At 31.5% G+C, this 16,476-nt stretch carries 18 protein-coding genes and 5 tRNA genes; 21 read left to right on the top strand and 2 right to left on the bottom strand.

Annotated features, from left to right (window positions below):
* Window positions 1-49: 49 nt before the first annotated feature.
* Complete coding sequence (locus tag BTO18_RS07465; protein WP_105015622.1) at window positions 50-757, bottom strand: LOG family protein; 708 nt, start codon at window positions 755-757, stop codon at window positions 50-52.
* 37 nt (window positions 758-794) lie between these two features.
* Complete coding sequence (uvrA, locus tag BTO18_RS07460) at window positions 795-3,617, bottom strand: excinuclease ABC subunit UvrA (RefSeq protein ID WP_105015621.1); 2,823 nt, start codon at window positions 3,615-3,617, stop codon at window positions 795-797.
* 103 nt (window positions 3,618-3,720) lie between these two features.
* On the opposite strand from uvrA, the gene BTO18_RS07455 reads away from it, so the two are divergent.
* From BTO18_RS07455 to rplL, 21 genes are all read left to right on the top strand, one after another.
* A complete protein-coding gene (locus BTO18_RS07455; protein WP_105015620.1) occupies window positions 3,721-3,957 on the top strand; it encodes a PspC family transcriptional regulator in 237 nt (78 codons plus the stop codon).
* Window positions 3,958-3,960: 3 nt separating this feature from the next.
* Window positions 3,961-4,959 carry a potassium channel family protein gene (locus BTO18_RS07450; protein WP_105015619.1) on the top strand — a complete coding sequence of 333 codons (999 nt, stop codon included), beginning with the start codon at window positions 3,961-3,963 and terminating at the stop codon, window positions 4,957-4,959.
* 1 nt (window position 4,960) lies between these two features.
* Complete coding sequence (rfbD, locus tag BTO18_RS07445) at window positions 4,961-5,860, top strand: dTDP-4-dehydrorhamnose reductase (protein WP_105015618.1); 900 nt, start codon at window positions 4,961-4,963, stop codon at window positions 5,858-5,860.
* A gap of 88 nt (window positions 5,861-5,948) precedes the next feature.
* Window positions 5,949-7,547 carry an alanine/glycine:cation symporter family protein gene (locus BTO18_RS07440; protein WP_105015617.1) on the top strand — a complete coding sequence of 533 codons (1,599 nt, stop codon included), beginning with the start codon at window positions 5,949-5,951 and terminating at the stop codon, window positions 7,545-7,547.
* Window positions 7,548-7,556: 9 nt separating this feature from the next.
* Window positions 7,557-8,459, top strand: coding sequence for a ComEA family DNA-binding protein (locus BTO18_RS07435; protein ID WP_105015616.1), 903 nt, complete (start codon window positions 7,557-7,559; stop codon window positions 8,457-8,459).
* 20 nt (window positions 8,460-8,479) lie between these two features.
* Entirely contained in the window at window positions 8,480-9,646 is a 1,167-nt protein-coding gene (locus tag BTO18_RS07430; protein WP_105015615.1) for an acyl-CoA dehydrogenase family protein, read from the top strand.
* Window positions 9,647-9,963: 317 nt separating this feature from the next.
* Complete coding sequence (rpsU, locus tag BTO18_RS07425) at window positions 9,964-10,161, top strand: 30S ribosomal protein S21 (protein ID WP_105015614.1); 198 nt, start codon at window positions 9,964-9,966, stop codon at window positions 10,159-10,161.
* A 176-nt stretch (window positions 10,162-10,337) separates the two neighbouring features.
* Window positions 10,338-11,228: a tyrosine-type recombinase/integrase gene (locus BTO18_RS07420; RefSeq protein ID WP_105015613.1), complete on the top strand. Its 891-nt coding sequence runs from the start codon at window positions 10,338-10,340 to the stop codon at window positions 11,226-11,228.
* A gap of 3 nt (window positions 11,229-11,231) precedes the next feature.
* The gene (hpf, locus tag BTO18_RS07415) at window positions 11,232-11,540 is read left to right on the top strand and encodes a ribosome hibernation-promoting factor, HPF/YfiA family (protein ID WP_105015612.1); all 309 of its coding nucleotides are present in this window, start codon (window positions 11,232-11,234) and stop codon (window positions 11,538-11,540) included.
* A 97-nt stretch (window positions 11,541-11,637) separates the two neighbouring features.
* Window positions 11,638-11,711, top strand: a tRNA-Thr gene (locus BTO18_RS07410).
* A 43-nt stretch (window positions 11,712-11,754) separates the two neighbouring features.
* Window positions 11,755-11,837: transfer RNA gene (locus BTO18_RS07405), tRNA-Tyr, on the top strand.
* Window positions 11,838-11,852: 15 nt separating this feature from the next.
* Window positions 11,853-11,925 (top strand) — tRNA-Gly (locus tag BTO18_RS07400).
* A gap of 15 nt (window positions 11,926-11,940) precedes the next feature.
* Window positions 11,941-12,013 (top strand) — tRNA-Thr (locus BTO18_RS07395).
* A gap of 60 nt (window positions 12,014-12,073) precedes the next feature.
* Window positions 12,074-13,261 (top strand): elongation factor Tu, encoded by a 1,188-nt coding sequence (tuf, locus tag BTO18_RS07390; RefSeq protein WP_105015611.1) that lies wholly within the window; start codon window positions 12,074-12,076, stop codon window positions 13,259-13,261.
* Between the two features lie 72 nt (window positions 13,262-13,333).
* Window positions 13,334-13,406, top strand: a tRNA-Trp gene (locus BTO18_RS07385).
* 14 nt (window positions 13,407-13,420) lie between these two features.
* The gene (gene secE / locus BTO18_RS07380) at window positions 13,421-13,618 is read left to right on the top strand and encodes a preprotein translocase subunit SecE (protein ID WP_105015610.1); all 198 of its coding nucleotides are present in this window, start codon (window positions 13,421-13,423) and stop codon (window positions 13,616-13,618) included.
* 2 nt (window positions 13,619-13,620) lie between these two features.
* The gene (nusG, locus tag BTO18_RS07375; protein WP_105015609.1) at window positions 13,621-14,172 is read left to right on the top strand and encodes a transcription termination/antitermination protein NusG; all 552 of its coding nucleotides are present in this window, start codon (window positions 13,621-13,623) and stop codon (window positions 14,170-14,172) included.
* A 71-nt stretch (window positions 14,173-14,243) separates the two neighbouring features.
* The gene (gene rplK / locus BTO18_RS07370) at window positions 14,244-14,681 is read left to right on the top strand and encodes a 50S ribosomal protein L11 (RefSeq protein ID WP_105015608.1); all 438 of its coding nucleotides are present in this window, start codon (window positions 14,244-14,246) and stop codon (window positions 14,679-14,681) included.
* Between the two features lie 20 nt (window positions 14,682-14,701).
* Window positions 14,702-15,391, top strand: a complete 690-nt coding sequence (gene rplA, locus BTO18_RS07365) for a 50S ribosomal protein L1 (protein WP_105015607.1) — start codon at window positions 14,702-14,704, stop codon at window positions 15,389-15,391.
* A 19-nt stretch (window positions 15,392-15,410) separates the two neighbouring features.
* Window positions 15,411-15,929 (top strand): 50S ribosomal protein L10, encoded by a 519-nt coding sequence (gene rplJ / locus BTO18_RS07360; protein ID WP_105017529.1) that lies wholly within the window; start codon window positions 15,411-15,413, stop codon window positions 15,927-15,929.
* Between the two features lie 51 nt (window positions 15,930-15,980).
* On the top strand, window positions 15,981-16,355 hold the full coding sequence (gene rplL, locus BTO18_RS07355; protein WP_105015606.1) for a 50S ribosomal protein L7/L12: 375 nt from the start codon (window positions 15,981-15,983) through the stop codon (window positions 16,353-16,355).
* Window positions 16,356-16,476: the final 121 nt, after the last annotated feature.

Below are 16,476 nucleotides of genomic sequence, written 5' to 3'. Positions count from 1 at the left end.
TTTATTGTTTAGCAATTTAAGGTAAAGTTAAAAAATCTTTAAAACCATTTTAGAAATTTGGTTTTAACTTATATTTTGCATAGAATTTATTGAAGTGTTCAACAGCTTCATCTGCGGTATCAACTACCCTAAATAAATTCAAATCTTCAGGGCTAATATTACCTTCTTCTAGAAGTGTGTTTTTAATCCAATCTAGAATACCAGCCCAAAATTTTGTGCCAACTAAAACTATAGGGAAACGTCCAATTTTTTTAGTTTGAATAAGTGTAATAGCTTCAAAAAGTTCATCCATAGTACCAAAACCACCTGGCATTACAACAAAACCCTGCGAATATTTTACAAACATAACTTTACGAACAAAAAAGTAATCGAAATCTAAACTTTTACCAGAATCAATCCAAGGATTATCATGTTGCTCAAAAGGGAGTTCTATATTTAAACCCACAGAAAGTCCTTTTCCTCTATGTGCACCTTTGTTACCAGCTTCCATAATTCCTGGGCCACCACCTGTAATTACACCAAAACCACTTTGCGTTAATTGAAACGCTACTTCTTCTGCTAATTTATAATAGGGATGATCTGGTTTTGTACGTGCAGAACCAAAAATGGAAACACAAGGACCAATTTTACTTAATTTTTCATATCCTTCTACAAACTCTGCCATTATTTTAAAAATAGCCCAAGAATCGTTAGTTTTTATTTCATTCCAAGTTTTTGGTTGAAATTTTTCTTTTATTTTTCTGTCGTCATTCGTCATAATTCTATCTTTTTTAATTTCTTTAAAATTCAGCTTTCTAAATTAGTTCTTTTTTTAAAAACTTGGCAGTATAACTTGTTTTATGTTTGGCAACCTGTTCTGGAGTTCCTTTTACAATGATTTTTCCACCATTTTTTCCACCTTCCATACCAACATCAATAATATAATCTGCCAGTTTTATAACATCTAAATTATGTTCTATAATTAATACAGTATTTCCTTTATTTGCCAACTTATTCAGCACTTCCATTAAAACTCGAATATCTTCAAAATGCAAACCTGTTGTAGGCTCATCTAGGATGTAAAAAGTGTTTCCTGTATCTCTTTTAGATAATTCTGAAGCTAATTTAATTCGTTGAGCTTCTCCACCAGAAAGTGTAGTAGATTGCTGACCAAGTGTAATATATCCCAAACCAACATCTTTAATCGTTTTTAGTTTTCTATGGATTTTTGGGATCATTTCAAAGAAATCAGTAGCATCTTCAATAGTCATATTTAAAATGTCTGAAATTGATTTTCCTTTGTATCGGATTTCTAAAGTTTCTCTATTAAAACGTTTTCCTTGGCAGGTTTCACATTCTACATGTACATCTGGTAAAAAGTTCATTTCTATAACACGAACTCCACCACCTTGACAGGTTTCACAACGTCCACCTTTTACATTAAAAGAAAAACGACCAGGTTTGTACCCACGAATGGCAGCTTCTGGAGTTTTTGCAAACAAACTTCTAATTTCATCAAAAGTTTTGGTGTACGTTGCTGGGTTAGATCTTGGTGTTCTACCAATAGGAGATTGATCGATATCAATTACTTTATCTACATTTTCTAAACCTTCAATTTTTTTGTAAGGCATTGGTTTTTTGACACCTCTGTAAATATGAGCATTTAAAATTGGGTATAAAGTTTCATTAATTAAGGTAGATTTTCCACTCCCAGAAACCCCAGTAACACAAATCATTTTTCCTAGAGGGAATTCAACCGAAACATTTTTTAGATTGTTTCCTGATGCACCTTTTAGTTTGATTGTTTTTCCATTTCCTTCTCTTCGTTTTTTAGGAACTTCAATTTTTCTCTTTCCAGTTAAATAATCTGTGGTTAAGGTTTTGTTTTTTATGATTTCATCATAAGTTCCAATACTTACAATTTCTCCTCCATGTTTTCCAGCTCCAGGACCAATATCTAAAACATAATCTGCTTTTTTCATCATATCCTCATCGTGTTCAACCACGAGAACTGAATTTCCAACATCACGTAATTTAACCAGAGAATCAATTAATTTTTGGTTATCTCTTTGATGTAAACCAATACTGGGTTCATCTAAAATATATAAAACACCCACTAATTGTGATCCAATTTGTGTTGCCAAACGAATTCTTTGTGCTTCTCCACCAGAAAGTGATTTAGAGGTTCTATCTAATGTCAAATAATCCAAACCAACATCTAACAAAAATTGAATTCGAGTTCTAATTTCTTTTAGGATTTCTGAAGCAATTGTGTTTTGTTTTTCTGATAAATTTTCTTCAATATTCGCAAACAATTTTGCCAATTCTGTAACATCCATTTGTGCTAATTCACTGATGTTTTTATCAGTAATTTTAAAATGAAGTGCTTCTTTTTTTAGGCGTTTCCCATCACAAGTTGAACAAGAAACTTCATCCATAAAACCTTTTGCCCAACGTTTTATAGAGGTGCTTTCTGCACTGTTATATTGGTTTTCTATAAAGGCAACAATGCCTTCAAAATCAATTTTGTAATTTCTAGTAACTCCAGCTGCTTTAGAGGTAATTTTAAAAGATTCATTACCACCATTCAAAATTACATTTAGAGCCTCTTTAGGAATATCTTTTATGGCATCAGTTAATTTAAAACGGTAACGTTCTGCAATGTTTTGAAGCTGTTTAAAAATCCAACTATTTTTTTGTTCTCCTAAAGGAATTATCCCTCCATTTTTTATGGATTTTGAATCATCAGGAATTACTTTGTTTAAATTAATTTCATTGGTAATTCCTAATCCATTACAGGTATTACAAGCACCTTTTGGAGAGTTAAAAGAGAATGTATTGGGTTCTGGGTTTGGATAGGCGATTCCTGTTGTTGGGCACATTAATTCACGACTAAAATAACGAGGTTTTTCATCATCAATAGCAATAACCATCATTATATTATTGCCAGAATATAGTGCAGTTTTTATAGTTTCTTCTAATCTTTTTTCAGAGGATTTGTTTACTAAAAGCCTGTCTATAACAACTTCAATATCGTGCGTTTTGTATCTGTCTAAACGCATTCCTTTTTCGATTTCCTTTATTTCTCCATCAACTCGAACTCTAACAAAACCTTGTTTCGAAATCTGTTCAAATAATTCACGATAATGTCCTTTTCTAGATTTTATTAAAGGTGCTAAAACAGCTACTTTTTTATTGTCAAAATCTTTGAGAATTAATTGTTTGATTTGCTCATCAGAATAACTGACCATTTTTTCGCCAGTATTGTAAGAATAGGCATCTGCTGCTCTTGCAAACAATAATCGTAAAAAATCGTAGATTTCTGTAATGGTTCCAACTGTTGAACGTGGACTTTTATTGGTTGTTTTTTGCTCAATAGAAATTACTGGAGAGAGTCCGTCAATTTTATCAACATCAGGTCTTTCTAATCCACCAAGAAACTGACGAGCATAAGCAGAAAAAGTCTCAATATAACGTCTTTGTCCTTCAGCATAAATGGTATCAAAAGCTAAAGAAGATTTTCCACTTCCACTTAAACCAGTAATTACAACTAGTTTTTCTCGTGGAATTTTTACATCAATATTCTTTAAATTATGAGCTCTTGCTCCGTAGACTTCTATGTATTCTTGATCTTCCAAAAAAGTGGTGTTTTTACGAAAAATGCAAAGTTAGTTAATCCTAATCATTTTTAATTAAAATGTGAATAACAAATAAATGGTTTGTATTATCTTGCAAGTGTTAATGGAAATCAAAAAATTTATACATACTGTTCGTCATTTTTTTGAACGTCATGGATTTGGTGTTTTCACACGATTGGCAGATAGATTAGGTATGCGTGCAAAAAATGTACGTATCTATTTTATTTATGTAACTTTTTTTACTGTGGGACTCTCTTTTGGTTTTTACTTAACGTTTGCATTTTTAATTAAACTGAAAGATTTGGTTTACACAAAAAGAAGTTCGGTTTTTGATTTATAATGTATGAAGATTTTAAACTCGAAACTAAATAAAATAATTATACTGATTTTTTCAGTTCTACTGATAGGAACTTCAGGTTATATGTTAATTTCTGGTTATTCTTTTGTTGATGCATTATATATGACTGTAATTACAGTAACTACAGTTGGTTTTAGTGAGGTAAAACCCTTTACTCCAGAAGATAAAATTTTTACAATATTTCTGATTTTAACTAGTGTTTTTATAGTAGGTTATGCAGTATCAACCTTTTCAGAATATTTAGTAAGTGGTAAATTATTTGATTATTTTAAACACAGAAAGGTGGAAAAAGAAATAGCAAAATTAGAAGGACACACTATTGTTTGTGGTTTTGGAAGAAATGGTAAGCAAGCTATAGTAAAATTAATGAATTACAATAAAAAATTTGTTGTTGTAGAAAGGGATAAAGAGTTAATTGATGATTTAGAATCTCAAGAGTTTTTATGTATACAAGGTGATGCAACTTTAGATGAAACTTTAATAAGTGCAGGGATTTTAAAAGCCGATAATTTAATAACTGCTTTACCTTCTGATGCTGACAATCTATTTGTGGTACTTACTGCTAGACAGTTGAATAACGATTTTAAAATAATCAGTAGAGCTTCTAATGAATCTTCTTACAGTAAATTAAAAATTGCAGGTGCAGATAACGTAATTATGCCAGATAAATTAGGAGGAGACCACATGGCTTCATTAGTTACTACTCCAGATGTTATTGAATTTGTAGATCGATTAACGATTGAAGGAGAAACTACTGCAAATCTTGAAGAAATCTACGTAGATGATTTGCCTAAAAAATTCTGGGGAAAAACAATTTTAGATTTAGATTTAAGAAATCAAACAGGATGCACAGTAATTGGTTTTAGAAATCCTGATAAAGATTATATCATTAATCCAGAAGCATCAACTAAATTATTACAAAAAGCACATTTAATTGTTTTAGGCAGACCAGAACAAATTGCTAAATTGAGAGAATTATTTTAAAATGAATAAAGTTGTAATTACTGGAAGTAATGGTTTATTAGGGCAATCTTTAGTCAATCTGCTATTAAGAGAAAAAGAAAAATATCAAGTTTTTGGTTTTTCAAGAGGAGAGAATAGAAGTGGAAGAGAAGATTTTTCTTATATTTCTATTGATATTACAAACCAAGAAAAACTAAAAAAATCTATTAAAGAAATTCAACCTAATTTTATCATCAATACAGCTGCAATGACGCAAGTTGATGATTGTGAAAATAATAAAAAAGCTTGTGATATTCTAAATATTGATGTTGTAAAATGGTTAGCAGAAATTTCTGATGAAATAAACTGTTATTTAATTCATCTTTCAACAGATTTTATTTTTGATGGTAAAAAAGGATATTACAAAGAAGAAGACGAACCAAATCCATTAAGTTATTATGGATTATCAAAATTGAAATCAGAACAAGTTTTAACAAACTCAAATATCAATTACACAATTTTAAGAACCATTTTGGTTTATGGAAAAGTGTTTGATATGAGCAGAAGCAATATTGTGCTTTGGGTAAGAGAAATGCTATCAAAAGGAAAAGAAATAACCATTGTTGATGACCAATATAGAACACCAACGTATGTGGAAGATTTAGCAATGGCTTGTAAGATTACTATGGATAAAAAAGCTACTGGTATTTATCATATTGCATCAAATAAATTGTTGAGCGTCTATAAAATAGCACAACAAATTGCAGATACATTTGGTTTGGATAAAAGTTTGATAAAACCTATTTCTACAGTAACTTTAAATCAAACAGCCCCAAGACCTACAAAAACTGGTTTTGATTTGTCAAAGACGAATAATGAGTTGGATTTTTATCCAAAATCTTTCAAAGAAGATTTACAAAGATTTAAAGAAAAGTTAATCTAAAAAACACTTTTAACGCTCAAAAGTTGTCAAAAGTTCAATTTTTTAAGATATTGCACTTTACTAATTAGAAAACTAACAAAAACATATTATGAAGAAAAAACTTCTTTCATTGCTATTTCTAGCAATACCATTCTTAACATTTGCACAAGAAAAAGGATTAGATCAGAAGATAGATGAAGCTTTTGGTAGTGCAACAGGATGGTTTGTTGATTTTATATTTTATCAAATCCCTTTCACAGATACAATTAGTATTTATTGGGTTTTATTTCCTTTGATTTTAGGAGCAATGTACTTTACATTTTACTTCAATTTTATCAATTTTAGAGGTTTTTTAACCTCAATAAATATTGTAAGAGGTAAGTATGATGGTTTAGAAGGTAAAGGAGTAGGGAAAGCAATAGAAATTGACGGAAATGTTTCAACAACAGAAGATGGTGATAATCCTGATACTGCTAGAGTTGAAGGTCATGATGGGGAAGTATCTCATTTTCAGGCATTAACAGCGGCATTGTCTGCAACAGTTGGTTTAGGAAATATTGCTGGTGTTGCTATAGCAGTTTCCATTGGTGGAGCAGGTGCTACTTTTTGGATGATTATTGCTGGTTTTTTAGGAATGGCATCAAAATTTGTAGAATGTACTTTAGGTGTAAAATATAGAGATATTGAAGCTGATGGAACAGTATATGGTGGGCCAATGTATTATTTAACAAAAGGTTTAAAAAATAAAATGTTAGGTAAAATATTAGCAGGAGCTTTTGCAATTTTTGTAATTGGAGGTTCTTTTGGAGGTGGAAACATGTTTCAAGTTAATCAAGCATTTCAACTGGTACAATACATAACAGGAGGTTCTGAATCTGTTTTAGATGGTAAAGGTTGGTTATTTGGTTTAGTTATGGCTGTTCTAGTTGGTATTGTAATTATAGGTGGTATTAAAAAAATAGCGAAAGTAACTGATAAAATAGTACCTTTTATGGTAGCTGTGTATGTAGGTGCAGCGCTATTTGTAATCTTTGCAAATTACGATATGATTGGTGCAGCATTTGGTCAAATCTTCAATGGTGCATTCTCTCCAGAAGGAATCGCTGGTGGTGCAGTAGGAGTTTTAATTCAAGGTTTTAGAAGAGCAGCATTTTCAAATGAGGCTGGTATTGGGTCTGCTTCAATTGCACATTCAGCTGTAAAAACAAAATATGCAGCAAGCGAAGGTATGGTTGCTTTATTAGAGCCGTTTATCGATACTGTTGTAGTTTGTACAATGACTGCTTTAGTTTTAATAATTACAGGATTTGTAGATCCATTAAACCCACCAGCAAATGATGCTCAAGCAATTTTATTAACATCTAGTGCGTTTGCGTCATCAATTTCTTGGTTTCCTTATGTATTAACAGTTGCTGTTGTTTTATTTGCATTTAGTTCAATGATTTCTTGGTCTTATTATGGTTTTCAAGGTTGGGTGTATTTATTTGGTAGATCTAAAAAAATGGAATATACTTATAAAGTAATCTTTTGTGTTTTTGTAATTATAGGAGCTGCAGCAAGTTTAGGATCTGTAATTGGTTTCTCTGATGCAATGGTATTTGCAATGATGGTGCCTAATATGATTGGTCTAATCATTTTAGCTCCTAAAGTAAAAGAAGAACTAAAGAAATACATGAATGCAATTAAGGGCATAGAAGCTGAAGCATAAAATTATAAAATGAAAATATTCAAATCCCATTTCTGGTATAATAAAAACCAACGAAATGGGGTTTTTCTTTTGGTCTTAATTATTGTAATACTTCAAGTTTTTATTTTTGCGGATATTTTAGAAAAAGATGAAATCATAGACATCAATACACCAAAATTATTAGCTTTTCAAAATCAAATCGATAGTTTAAAAGCTGTTAAAATTGAAAATAGAGAGCCTAAAATTTATCCATTTAATCCTAATTTTATTACTGATTATAAAGGTGAACGATTAGGAATGTCTTTAGAGGAGATTGATCGTTTATTAGTTTTTAGAAAAACAAATAAGTATGTTAATTCTAAAGAAGAATTTCAAAAAGTAACCAAAATTTCAGATTCACTTTTAGATAAAATTGCTCCTTATTTTAAATTTCCAGATTGGGTTTTAAAACGTAATCAGAATAAAGACTACAATGCCATTTTGAATGGAGTCGAGAAATCTCGCTATAAAAATAAACCAAAACACATAATATCAACAACAGACATCAACAAAGCAACAGCAGAAGATTTAAAAACAATTAGTGGAATTGGACCTGCATTTTCAGAAAGAATTATCAAGTATCGTTCTAAATTACAAGGTTTTTCTTTTAAAAATCAGCTAAATGAAGTCTGGGGTTTAGAAAAAGAAGTAGTAGATAAAGTATGGGCAGTTTTTTTAATTATAGAAAAACCAATCATCAAAAAAATAAATGTAAACACAGCAGAATTCAAGCAGCTACTCAAAAATCCATACATAGATTATGAATTGTGTAAGAAGATATTCAATTATAGAGATGAAGTAGCAGAACTTCAAAATATATCAGAATTAAAAAATATCAAAGGTTTTCCTTTAGATAAATATGATAGAATAGTCTTATATTTGTTAGCTGAATAAACAACTCAAATTCGTAGCAAATGAACAGTATGTATTTTACTGAAGAGCATGAAGTTTTTCGTGCAAGTTTCCGAGATTTTTTACAAAAAGAAGTAGTTCCGCATATAGAAAAATGGGAAAAAACTGGAACTATAGAACGTTTCATTTGGAAGAAATTTGGTGAAATGGGTTATTTTGGGCTCTCAACTCCAGAAGAATATGGAGGCATGGATTTAGATTTATTCTACACAGTGATTTTTTTAGAAGAACTACAAAAAATTAATTCAGGCGGATTTGCAGCTGCAATGTGGGCACACGAATATTTAGCAATGACTCACCTTAACAAAGAAGGGAATGAATATCAAAAGAAAAAATATTTAGCACCAAGTGTAGAAGGCGATATGATTGGTTGTTTATGTATTACAGAGCCTTTTGGTGGTTCAGATGTTGCAGGAATGCGTTCTACAGCAATCAAAAAAGGAGATAAATATATTTTGAATGGCTCAAAAACATTTATTACTAACGGAGTGTATTCAGATTATTTAATAGTAGCAGCAAAAACTGACCCATCAGATAAATATAAAGGTATTAGTATTTTGGTAGTTGATAGAGATGCAAAAGGAGTATCAGCCACAAAATTAGATAAATTAGGTTGGAGAGCAAGTGATACAGGAGAAATCGCTTTTGATAATGTAGAAGTTCCAGTAGAAAATTTAATGGGTGAAGAAGGAAAAGGCTTTCCTTACATTATGCAACATTTTGCTCTAGAGCGTTTAATTATGGGAGTTAACGCACATGCAAGAGCAGAATTTGCAGTCGATTACGCTGTAAAATATATGGAAGAAAGAGTTGCTTTTGGAAAATCTTTAGATAGATTTCAAGCATTAAGGCACAAAATTGCTGAAATGGCAAGTAGAGTAGATATGTGTAGAGAATACAACTATTCAATCACAAAACGTTTAAACGATGGTCAATATGTAGTAAAAGAAGCAAGCATGTCTAAATTACTCTCTACTAAAATGGCAGACGAAGTAATCTACGATGCCTTACAGCTATTAGGAGGTTATGGCTATATGGAAGAATATCCAATGGCTCGTTTATTAAGAGATAGTAGACTAGGCCCAATTGGAGGAGGAACTTCAGAAATCTTAAAAGAGATTATCGCAAAAATGGTAATCGATGGTAAAGAGTACAAACCAGCTACATAGTCCTCCTGCAAGGTTTCAAAAACCTTGTAGGTATAATTATACCTGATAACTTTTGCTAAATACTACAAACTGAAGACTAATACTAATTAGGGCGTTACCTAAAGGTCGGGCTTTCACTACTCGCTTTTTATGCGAAAAGCAAAAAAGAGCTCAAACAAGTCGTTCAATCCCTAACGCAAAAGACTTACTTACAAAAGAAATTACAAAATTGATTTGTAATTGATAATTAATAATTACATTTGCAGTCCAAAATTTAAAATCAACAGTTAAAGCTGTTTTAAAATATTTAAGATACGTATGAAGGGAGGTGCCAACAAATGTTAATTATTCCAGTAAAAGAAGGAGAGAATATAGATAGAGCTTTAAAACGTTATAAACGAAAGTTCGACAGAACAAAGACAATGAAGAATCTACGTAACAGAAAAAACTTTACAAAGCCATCTGTAGCGAAAAGAGCTCAAAAAATTAAAGCCTCTTATATTCAAAGATTAAGAACACAAGAGGAAGTAGGTTAATAAAACCTAGATTTTGAAAAGACTAAAAGTTGTATTCAAAATTTAAAGTTGAAGTGATACTGACAAAATCAGAATCAAACTTCAAAAACCTTAAAATACAAACTCGTAACAATTATTTTTGTTACGAGTTTTTTGTATTTAAAATTTTGTAGTTTTACTATTATAAACAAATAATAATTTTGATTAACTCTTTTCTGCAATATCTAGAATTAGAAAAAAAATACTCAAAGCACACAATTATTGCTTATAAGAATGATCTAATCCTATTTAAAGATTTTTTAATTACAGAGTACAATCAAGATAACTTATTAGAAGTACATTATCCTCAAGTAAGAAATTGGATAGTTTCTTTAGTGAATCAAAACATATCTAATAGAACAATAAACAGAAAAATAAGTTCCTTAAAATCATTTTATAAATTTCTACAAAAAACAGAACAATTAGAAGTTAATCCTTTATCAAAACACAAATCATTAAAAGTTGCTAAAAAACTTCAAATACCATTTTCAGTAAAAGAGATTAATGAAGTTGTAAATAATATTAATGATAAAGATGATTTCGTAACAACAAGAAATAAACTCATAGTGGAGTTATTTTACTCCACAGGAATTAGAAGAGCTGAACTAATTAACATAAAAGAAAATGATATTGATTTTTCACAATCAACAATAAAAGTTTTAGGTAAAAGAAACAAAGAAAGGTTTGTTCCTCTGCTTAAGTCTGTAAAACAAACACTTAACAAATATCTTTTGTTGAAAGAGAAAGTTAATAAAAATTCAATAGAACTTTTTATAACTGAAAAAGGAAATAAAATATATGAAATACTTGTTTATAGAGCTATTAATTCTTATTTTAGTCAAGTTTCTTCGAAGGTTAAAAAGAGTCCTCATATATTAAGACACTCTTTTGCAACTCATTTATTAAACGAAGGAGCAGATTTAAATTCGGTTAAAGAATTACTAGGGCATTCTAGTTTAGCCTCAACTCAAGTCTATGTCCATAACAATCTTGAGGTTATAAAAAAAGTATATAACAATGCTCACCCTAGGAGCTATAAAAAAGATTAATTTATGAAAGTATTCGCTCAATCAGTTAATTTCAATGCAGATAAAGAACTAATCAAGTATGCAGAAGATAAAGTAGGTTCTCTGGTTAAATATCATGATAAAATAGTTGATGCAGAGATATTCTTAAAGGTTCTAAATACAAGTGATAAAGAAAATAAAATAACAGAAGTAAAAATTAATATTCCAGGTCATGAATTGATAGTGAAAAGAGATACTAGAACTTTTGAAGAAGGTGTTAATACAGCAGTAGATAATTTAAAAAGACAATTAAAAAGACATAAAGAAAAATTAAGGGATTCTTTAATTTCATAATTTTAAAAAAAAATAATTATAAAATGTTTTAGAAATAAAAAAAACTTTATACATTTGCAATCCGTTAGAAATAGCGGATTGTTTTTTTATAAAAAAAGCCGATGTAGCTCAGCTGGCTAGAGCAGCTGATTTGTAATCAGCAGGTCGTGGGTTCGAGTCCCTCCATCGGCTCTATAAAAATACAAAGTAAGTTCATAAATATTTTGAAATTTTAGGGGAGATTCCAGAGCGGCCAAATGGGACGGACTGTAACTCCGTTGTCTTTCGACTTCGCAGGTTCGAATCCTGCTCTCCCCACATAGATTTAAGAATGCGAGAGTAGCTCAGTTGGTAGAGCGTCAGCCTTCCAAGCTGAATGTCGCCGGTTCGAACCCGGTCTCTCGCTCAAAACTCCAATCAAGCCGGTGTAGCTCAGTTGGTAGAGCGCATCCTTGGTAGGGATGAGGTCACGGGTTCAAATCCCGTCATTGGCTCATTGAAAAAGTATTATTAGACACTAAATATATTTAAATTAAGAATTAAAATCAATAATTATGGCAAAAGGAACTTTTGACCGTTCGAAACCACACTTAAACATTGGTACTATCGGACACGTAGATCACGGTAAAACTACTTTAACTGCGGCTATTACTAAAGTATTAGCTGATGCAGGATTCTCTGAAGCTAAATCTTTTGATCAGATTGATAACGCACCAGAAGAAAAAGAAAGAGGTATTACAATTAATACTTCTCATGTAGAGTATCAAACAGCTAATCGTCATTACGCACACGTAGATTGTCCAGGTCACGCGGATTACGTAAAAAACATGGTTACAGGTGCTGCTCAAATGGATGGTGCTATTTTGGTTGTTGCTGCAACTGATGGTCCTATGCCACAAACTAGAGAGCATATCTTATTAGGTCGTCAAGTGGGTATTCCACGTATCGTTGTTTTCTTGAACAAAGTGGATATGGTTGATGATGAAGAGCTTTTGGAATTAGTAGATATGGAAGTGAGAGAATTATTATCTTTTTATGATTATGATGGAGATAATGGCCCTGTTGTTTCGGGTTCTGCTTTAGGAGCTTTAAACGGAGAACAAAAATGGGTTGATACTGTTTTAGAGTTAATGGAACAAGTTGATGTTTGGATTGAAGAACCAACTCGTGAGGTAGATAAAGATTTTTTAATGCCGATTGAAGATGTGTTTTCAATCACAGGTCGTGGAACTGTTGCTACGGGTCGTATAGAAACAGGTATTGCTAATACAGGTGATGTTGTTGATATTATTGGTATGGGTGCAGAAAAATTATCTTCTACAATTACTGGTATTGAAATGTTTCGTCAGATTTTAGATAGAGGTGAAGCTGGTGATAATGCAGGTATCTTATTAAGAGGTATTGCTAAAGAAGATATAAAAAGGGGTATGGTAATCTGTAAGCCAGGTTCTGTAACTCCACATGCTAAATTTAAAGCAGAAGTTTATGTTCTTAAGAAAGAAGAAGGTGGTCGTCATACACCATTCCATAATAATTACCGCCCACAGTTTTATGTAAGAACTACAGATGTAACAGGTACTATTAACTTGCCTTCGGGTGTTGAAATGGTTATGCCAGGTGATAACCTAACAATTACAGTTGATTTAATTCAGCCAATTGCATTGAATGTAGGTTTACGTTTTGCAATCCGTGAAGGAGGTAGAACAGTTGGTGCAGGTCAAGTAACTGAATTATTAGACTAATTTTAATTAGTTTATTAATTGATAAATAAAAAGGGTGTCCCGTTTTTGCGGGATGCCTTTATCAGTGAATAAACGGGTTTAGCTCAGTTGGTAGAGCACTAGTCTCCAAAACTAGGTGTCGGGAGTTCGAGCCTCTCAACCCGTGCAAAAATAAGTAAGATGAACTTTATTCAATATATAAAAGATTCTTTTGATGAACTTAATAATCACATGACGTGGATATCAAAAGAAGATGCTCAAAAGACAACAGTTACAGTAGCTGTTTTTACTATTATATTTGCTTTAGCTGTTGCTGGTATTGATTATGTTTTTCAAACTGGATTAGATAACTTTTTCGAAATGTTTAAATCTAATTAATTATGGCAACTGATTCAGTAATGAAATGGTATGTTGTAAGAGCCATTGGAGGACAAGAGAATAAAGTCAAAAACTATATAGAAACAGAAATTTCTAGAGTAGGATTATCTGATTATGTAAGTCAAGTAATTGTTCCAACTGAAAAAGTTGTTCAGATAAGAAACGGAAAAAAAGTTAATAGAGAAAGAGTGTATTTTCCAGGTTATATAATGGTTGAAGCTAATCTTTCAGGAGAAGTTCCTCACGTTATTAAGGCAATTACAGGAGTTATCGGTTTTTTAGGAGAAACAAAAGGAGGAGAACCTGTTCCAATGCGAAAATCAGAAGTAAATAGAATGCTAGGTAAAGTTGATGAGCTTTCTGTACAAGATGAAAATGTAGCTATTCCTTTTAATATTGGAGAAACTGTAAAAGTTGTTGATGGACCATTTAATGGTTTTGATGGGACTATAGAAAAAGTAAATGAAGAAAAACGTAAGCTTGAAGTAATGGTGAAAATCTTTGGAAGAAAAACCCCATTAGAATTAAGTTATATGCAAGTAGAAAAGATATAATTGTTACACAAATATATATCGATTTGTTTTTGTGCTTCCAACTATAAAACAAATCACTAAACATTTTTAAAATGGCAAAAGAAGTTAGTAAAGTAGTTAAGTTACAAGTAAGGGGAGGTGCAGCGAATCCGTCGCCACCAGTTGGACCCGCTTTAGGAGCTGCTGGTGTTAACATTATGGAGTTTTGTAAACAGTTTAATGCAAGAACGCAAGACAAACAAGGTAAAGTTTTACCTGTTGTCATTACTGTTTTCAAAGACAAATCGTTTGATTTTGTTGTAAAAACTCCTCCTGCAGCAGTTCAGTTACTAGAAGTGGCCAAAATTAAAAAGGGTTCTGGAGAGCCAAACAGAAAGAAAGTAGCATCAGTTACTTGGGATCAAATTAAAGTCATTGCAGAAGATAAGATGGTAGATTTAAATGCATTTGAAGTTTCTTCAGCAATGAGAATGATTGCAGGTACAGCACGTTCTATGGGATTAACAGTAAAAGGTGATGCACCAGCATAAACTTTATAAAAAGTAGTAAAATGGCAAAATTAACAAAAAAGCAAAAAGAAGCTTACAGTAAGGTTGATAAATCTCAATCTTATGATTTAGCAGCAGCTTCATCGCTAGTCAAAGAAATTACGAATGTGAAGTTTGATGCATCAGTAGATTTAGCTATACGTTTAGGAGTTGATCCTCGTAAAGCAAATCAGATGGTTAGAGGTGTAGTAACACTTCCTCATGGTACAGGTAAAGATGTAAAAGTTTTAGCATTAGTTACTCCAGATAAAGAAGCAGATGCAATAGCAGCAGGTGCTGATTATGTAGGTTTAGATGAATATCTTCAGAAAATTAAAGGAGGATGGACAGATGTAGATGTTATTATTACAATGCCTAGTGTAATGGGTAAATTAGGACCTTTAGGTAGAATTTTAGGACCAAGAGGTTTAATGCCTAACCCAAAGACTGGTACTGTAACAATGGACGTTGTAAAAGCAATTCAAGATGTAAAAGCTGGTAAAATTGACTTTAAGGTTGATAAAACAGGAATTGTACATGCTGCAATTGGAAAAGTATCTTTTGATGCTAAAAAGATTGAAGAGAATGCAAACGAATTAATACAAACAATTATTAAATTGAAACCAACTACAGCAAAAGGAACTTATGTAAAAAGTGTTTACATGTCTAGTACAATGAGTCCTTCTATTGAAGTTGATGTTAAAGCTGTTTAATAAGTTAAAACTTAACATTATGACAAGAGAAGAAAAATCACAAGTAATACAAGATTTAACAGCAACATTAGCAGATACTAATACAGTGTATTTAGCAGATATCTCTGGTTTAGATGCACAAACTACATCAAACTTACGTAGAGCTTGCTTTAAAGCTGGTGTTCAATTATCAGTTGTAAAAAATACATTACTTGCGAAAGCAATGGAAGCTTCAGATAAAGATTTTGGAGAGCTTCCTTCAGTATTAAAAGGTAATACTTCAATGATGATTTCTGAAGCGGCTAATGCTCCAGCTAAATTAATCAAAGAATTTAGAAAGAAAACTAAAGATAGACCTTTACTTAAAGGGGCTTTTGCAGAAGAGTCTGTTTATATTGGTGACGAACAATTAGATGCTTTAGTAGATATCAAATCTAGAGAAGAATTAATTGGAGAAATCATTGGATTATTACAATCACCAGCAAAGAATGTTATTTCAGCATTACAGTCTGGTGGACAAACACTTTCAGGTATTATAAAAACATTATCTGAAAAATAATAAAGCGCACAAATAAACTATAATAAAACAAAATTTTAAAAACAAATTAAAATGGCAGATTTAAAAGATTTCGCAGAACAATTAGTTAACTTAACAGTAAAAGAAGTTAACGAATTAGCTACTATCTTAAAAGACGAATATGGTATAGAACCAGCTGCAGCTGCAGTAGCAGTAGCAGGTCCAGCAGCAGGTGGTGAAGAAGCAGCTGAAGAGCAAACAGAATTTGATGTAATCTTAAAAGCAGCAGGTGGTTCTAAATTAGCTGTTGTAAAATTAGTTAAAGAATTAACTGGTTTAGGTTTAAAAGATGCTAAAGGTATCGTAGATAGTGCACCAGCTCCAATCAAAGAAGGTGTTTCTAAAGATGAGGCTGAAGGTCTTAAAAAATCTTTAGAAGAAGCAGGAGCAGAGGTAGAACTTAAGTAAGCTACAACTCCCGATTTTTTGTAAGAATCAAAAAACGGGAAAACAAAATTAGGGTTTAGGTACTAAAAATATTAATTTTTAGGCCTAAACCATTTTGTGTATATATTCGTTCTTTATTTTA

This window comes from Polaribacter porphyrae (assembly GCF_002954685.1).
In the GTDB taxonomy this organism is placed as follows: domain Bacteria; phylum Bacteroidota; class Bacteroidia; order Flavobacteriales; family Flavobacteriaceae; genus Polaribacter; species Polaribacter porphyrae.
The sequence above is the reverse complement of the archived record's forward strand: the minus strand, read 5'-3'. Positions and strand labels throughout refer to the sequence as shown.

Excerpts from the sequence above, each read along its gene's own strand:
- BTO18_RS07430 (WP_105015615.1), top strand. The coding sequence starts at position 8,480 with ATGAACAGTATGTATTTTACTGAAGAGCATGAAGTTTTTCGTGCAAGT.
- nusG (WP_105015609.1), top strand. The coding sequence starts at position 13,621 with ATGGCAACTGATTCAGTAATGAAATGGTATGTTGTAAGAGCCATTGGA.
- rplA (WP_105015607.1), top strand. The coding sequence starts at position 14,702 with ATGGCAAAATTAACAAAAAAGCAAAAAGAAGCTTACAGTAAGGTTGAT.
- rplL (WP_105015606.1), top strand. The coding sequence starts at position 15,981 with ATGGCAGATTTAAAAGATTTCGCAGAACAATTAGTTAACTTAACAGTA.
- hpf (WP_105015612.1), top strand. The coding sequence starts at position 11,232 with ATGAAAGTATTCGCTCAATCAGTTAATTTCAATGCAGATAAAGAACTA.
- rpsU (WP_105015614.1), top strand. The coding sequence starts at position 9,964 with ATGTTAATTATTCCAGTAAAAGAAGGAGAGAATATAGATAGAGCTTTA.
- rplJ (WP_105017529.1), top strand. The coding sequence starts at position 15,411 with ATGACAAGAGAAGAAAAATCACAAGTAATACAAGATTTAACAGCAACA.
- secE (WP_105015610.1), top strand. The coding sequence starts at position 13,421 with ATGAACTTTATTCAATATATAAAAGATTCTTTTGATGAACTTAATAAT.
- BTO18_RS07455 (WP_105015620.1), top strand. The coding sequence starts at position 3,721 with ATGGAAATCAAAAAATTTATACATACTGTTCGTCATTTTTTTGAACGT.
- rplK (WP_105015608.1), top strand. The coding sequence starts at position 14,244 with ATGGCAAAAGAAGTTAGTAAAGTAGTTAAGTTACAAGTAAGGGGAGGT.
- BTO18_RS07435 (WP_105015616.1), top strand. The coding sequence starts at position 7,557 with ATGAAAATATTCAAATCCCATTTCTGGTATAATAAAAACCAACGAAAT.
- tuf (WP_105015611.1), top strand. The coding sequence starts at position 12,074 with ATGGCAAAAGGAACTTTTGACCGTTCGAAACCACACTTAAACATTGGT.
- rfbD (WP_105015618.1), top strand. The coding sequence starts at position 4,961 with ATGAATAAAGTTGTAATTACTGGAAGTAATGGTTTATTAGGGCAATCT.
- BTO18_RS07450 (WP_105015619.1), top strand. The coding sequence starts at position 3,961 with ATGAAGATTTTAAACTCGAAACTAAATAAAATAATTATACTGATTTTT.
- BTO18_RS07440 (WP_105015617.1), top strand. The coding sequence starts at position 5,949 with ATGAAGAAAAAACTTCTTTCATTGCTATTTCTAGCAATACCATTCTTA.
- BTO18_RS07465 (WP_105015622.1), bottom strand. The coding sequence starts at position 757 with ATGACGAATGACGACAGAAAAATAAAAGAAAAATTTCAACCAAAAACT.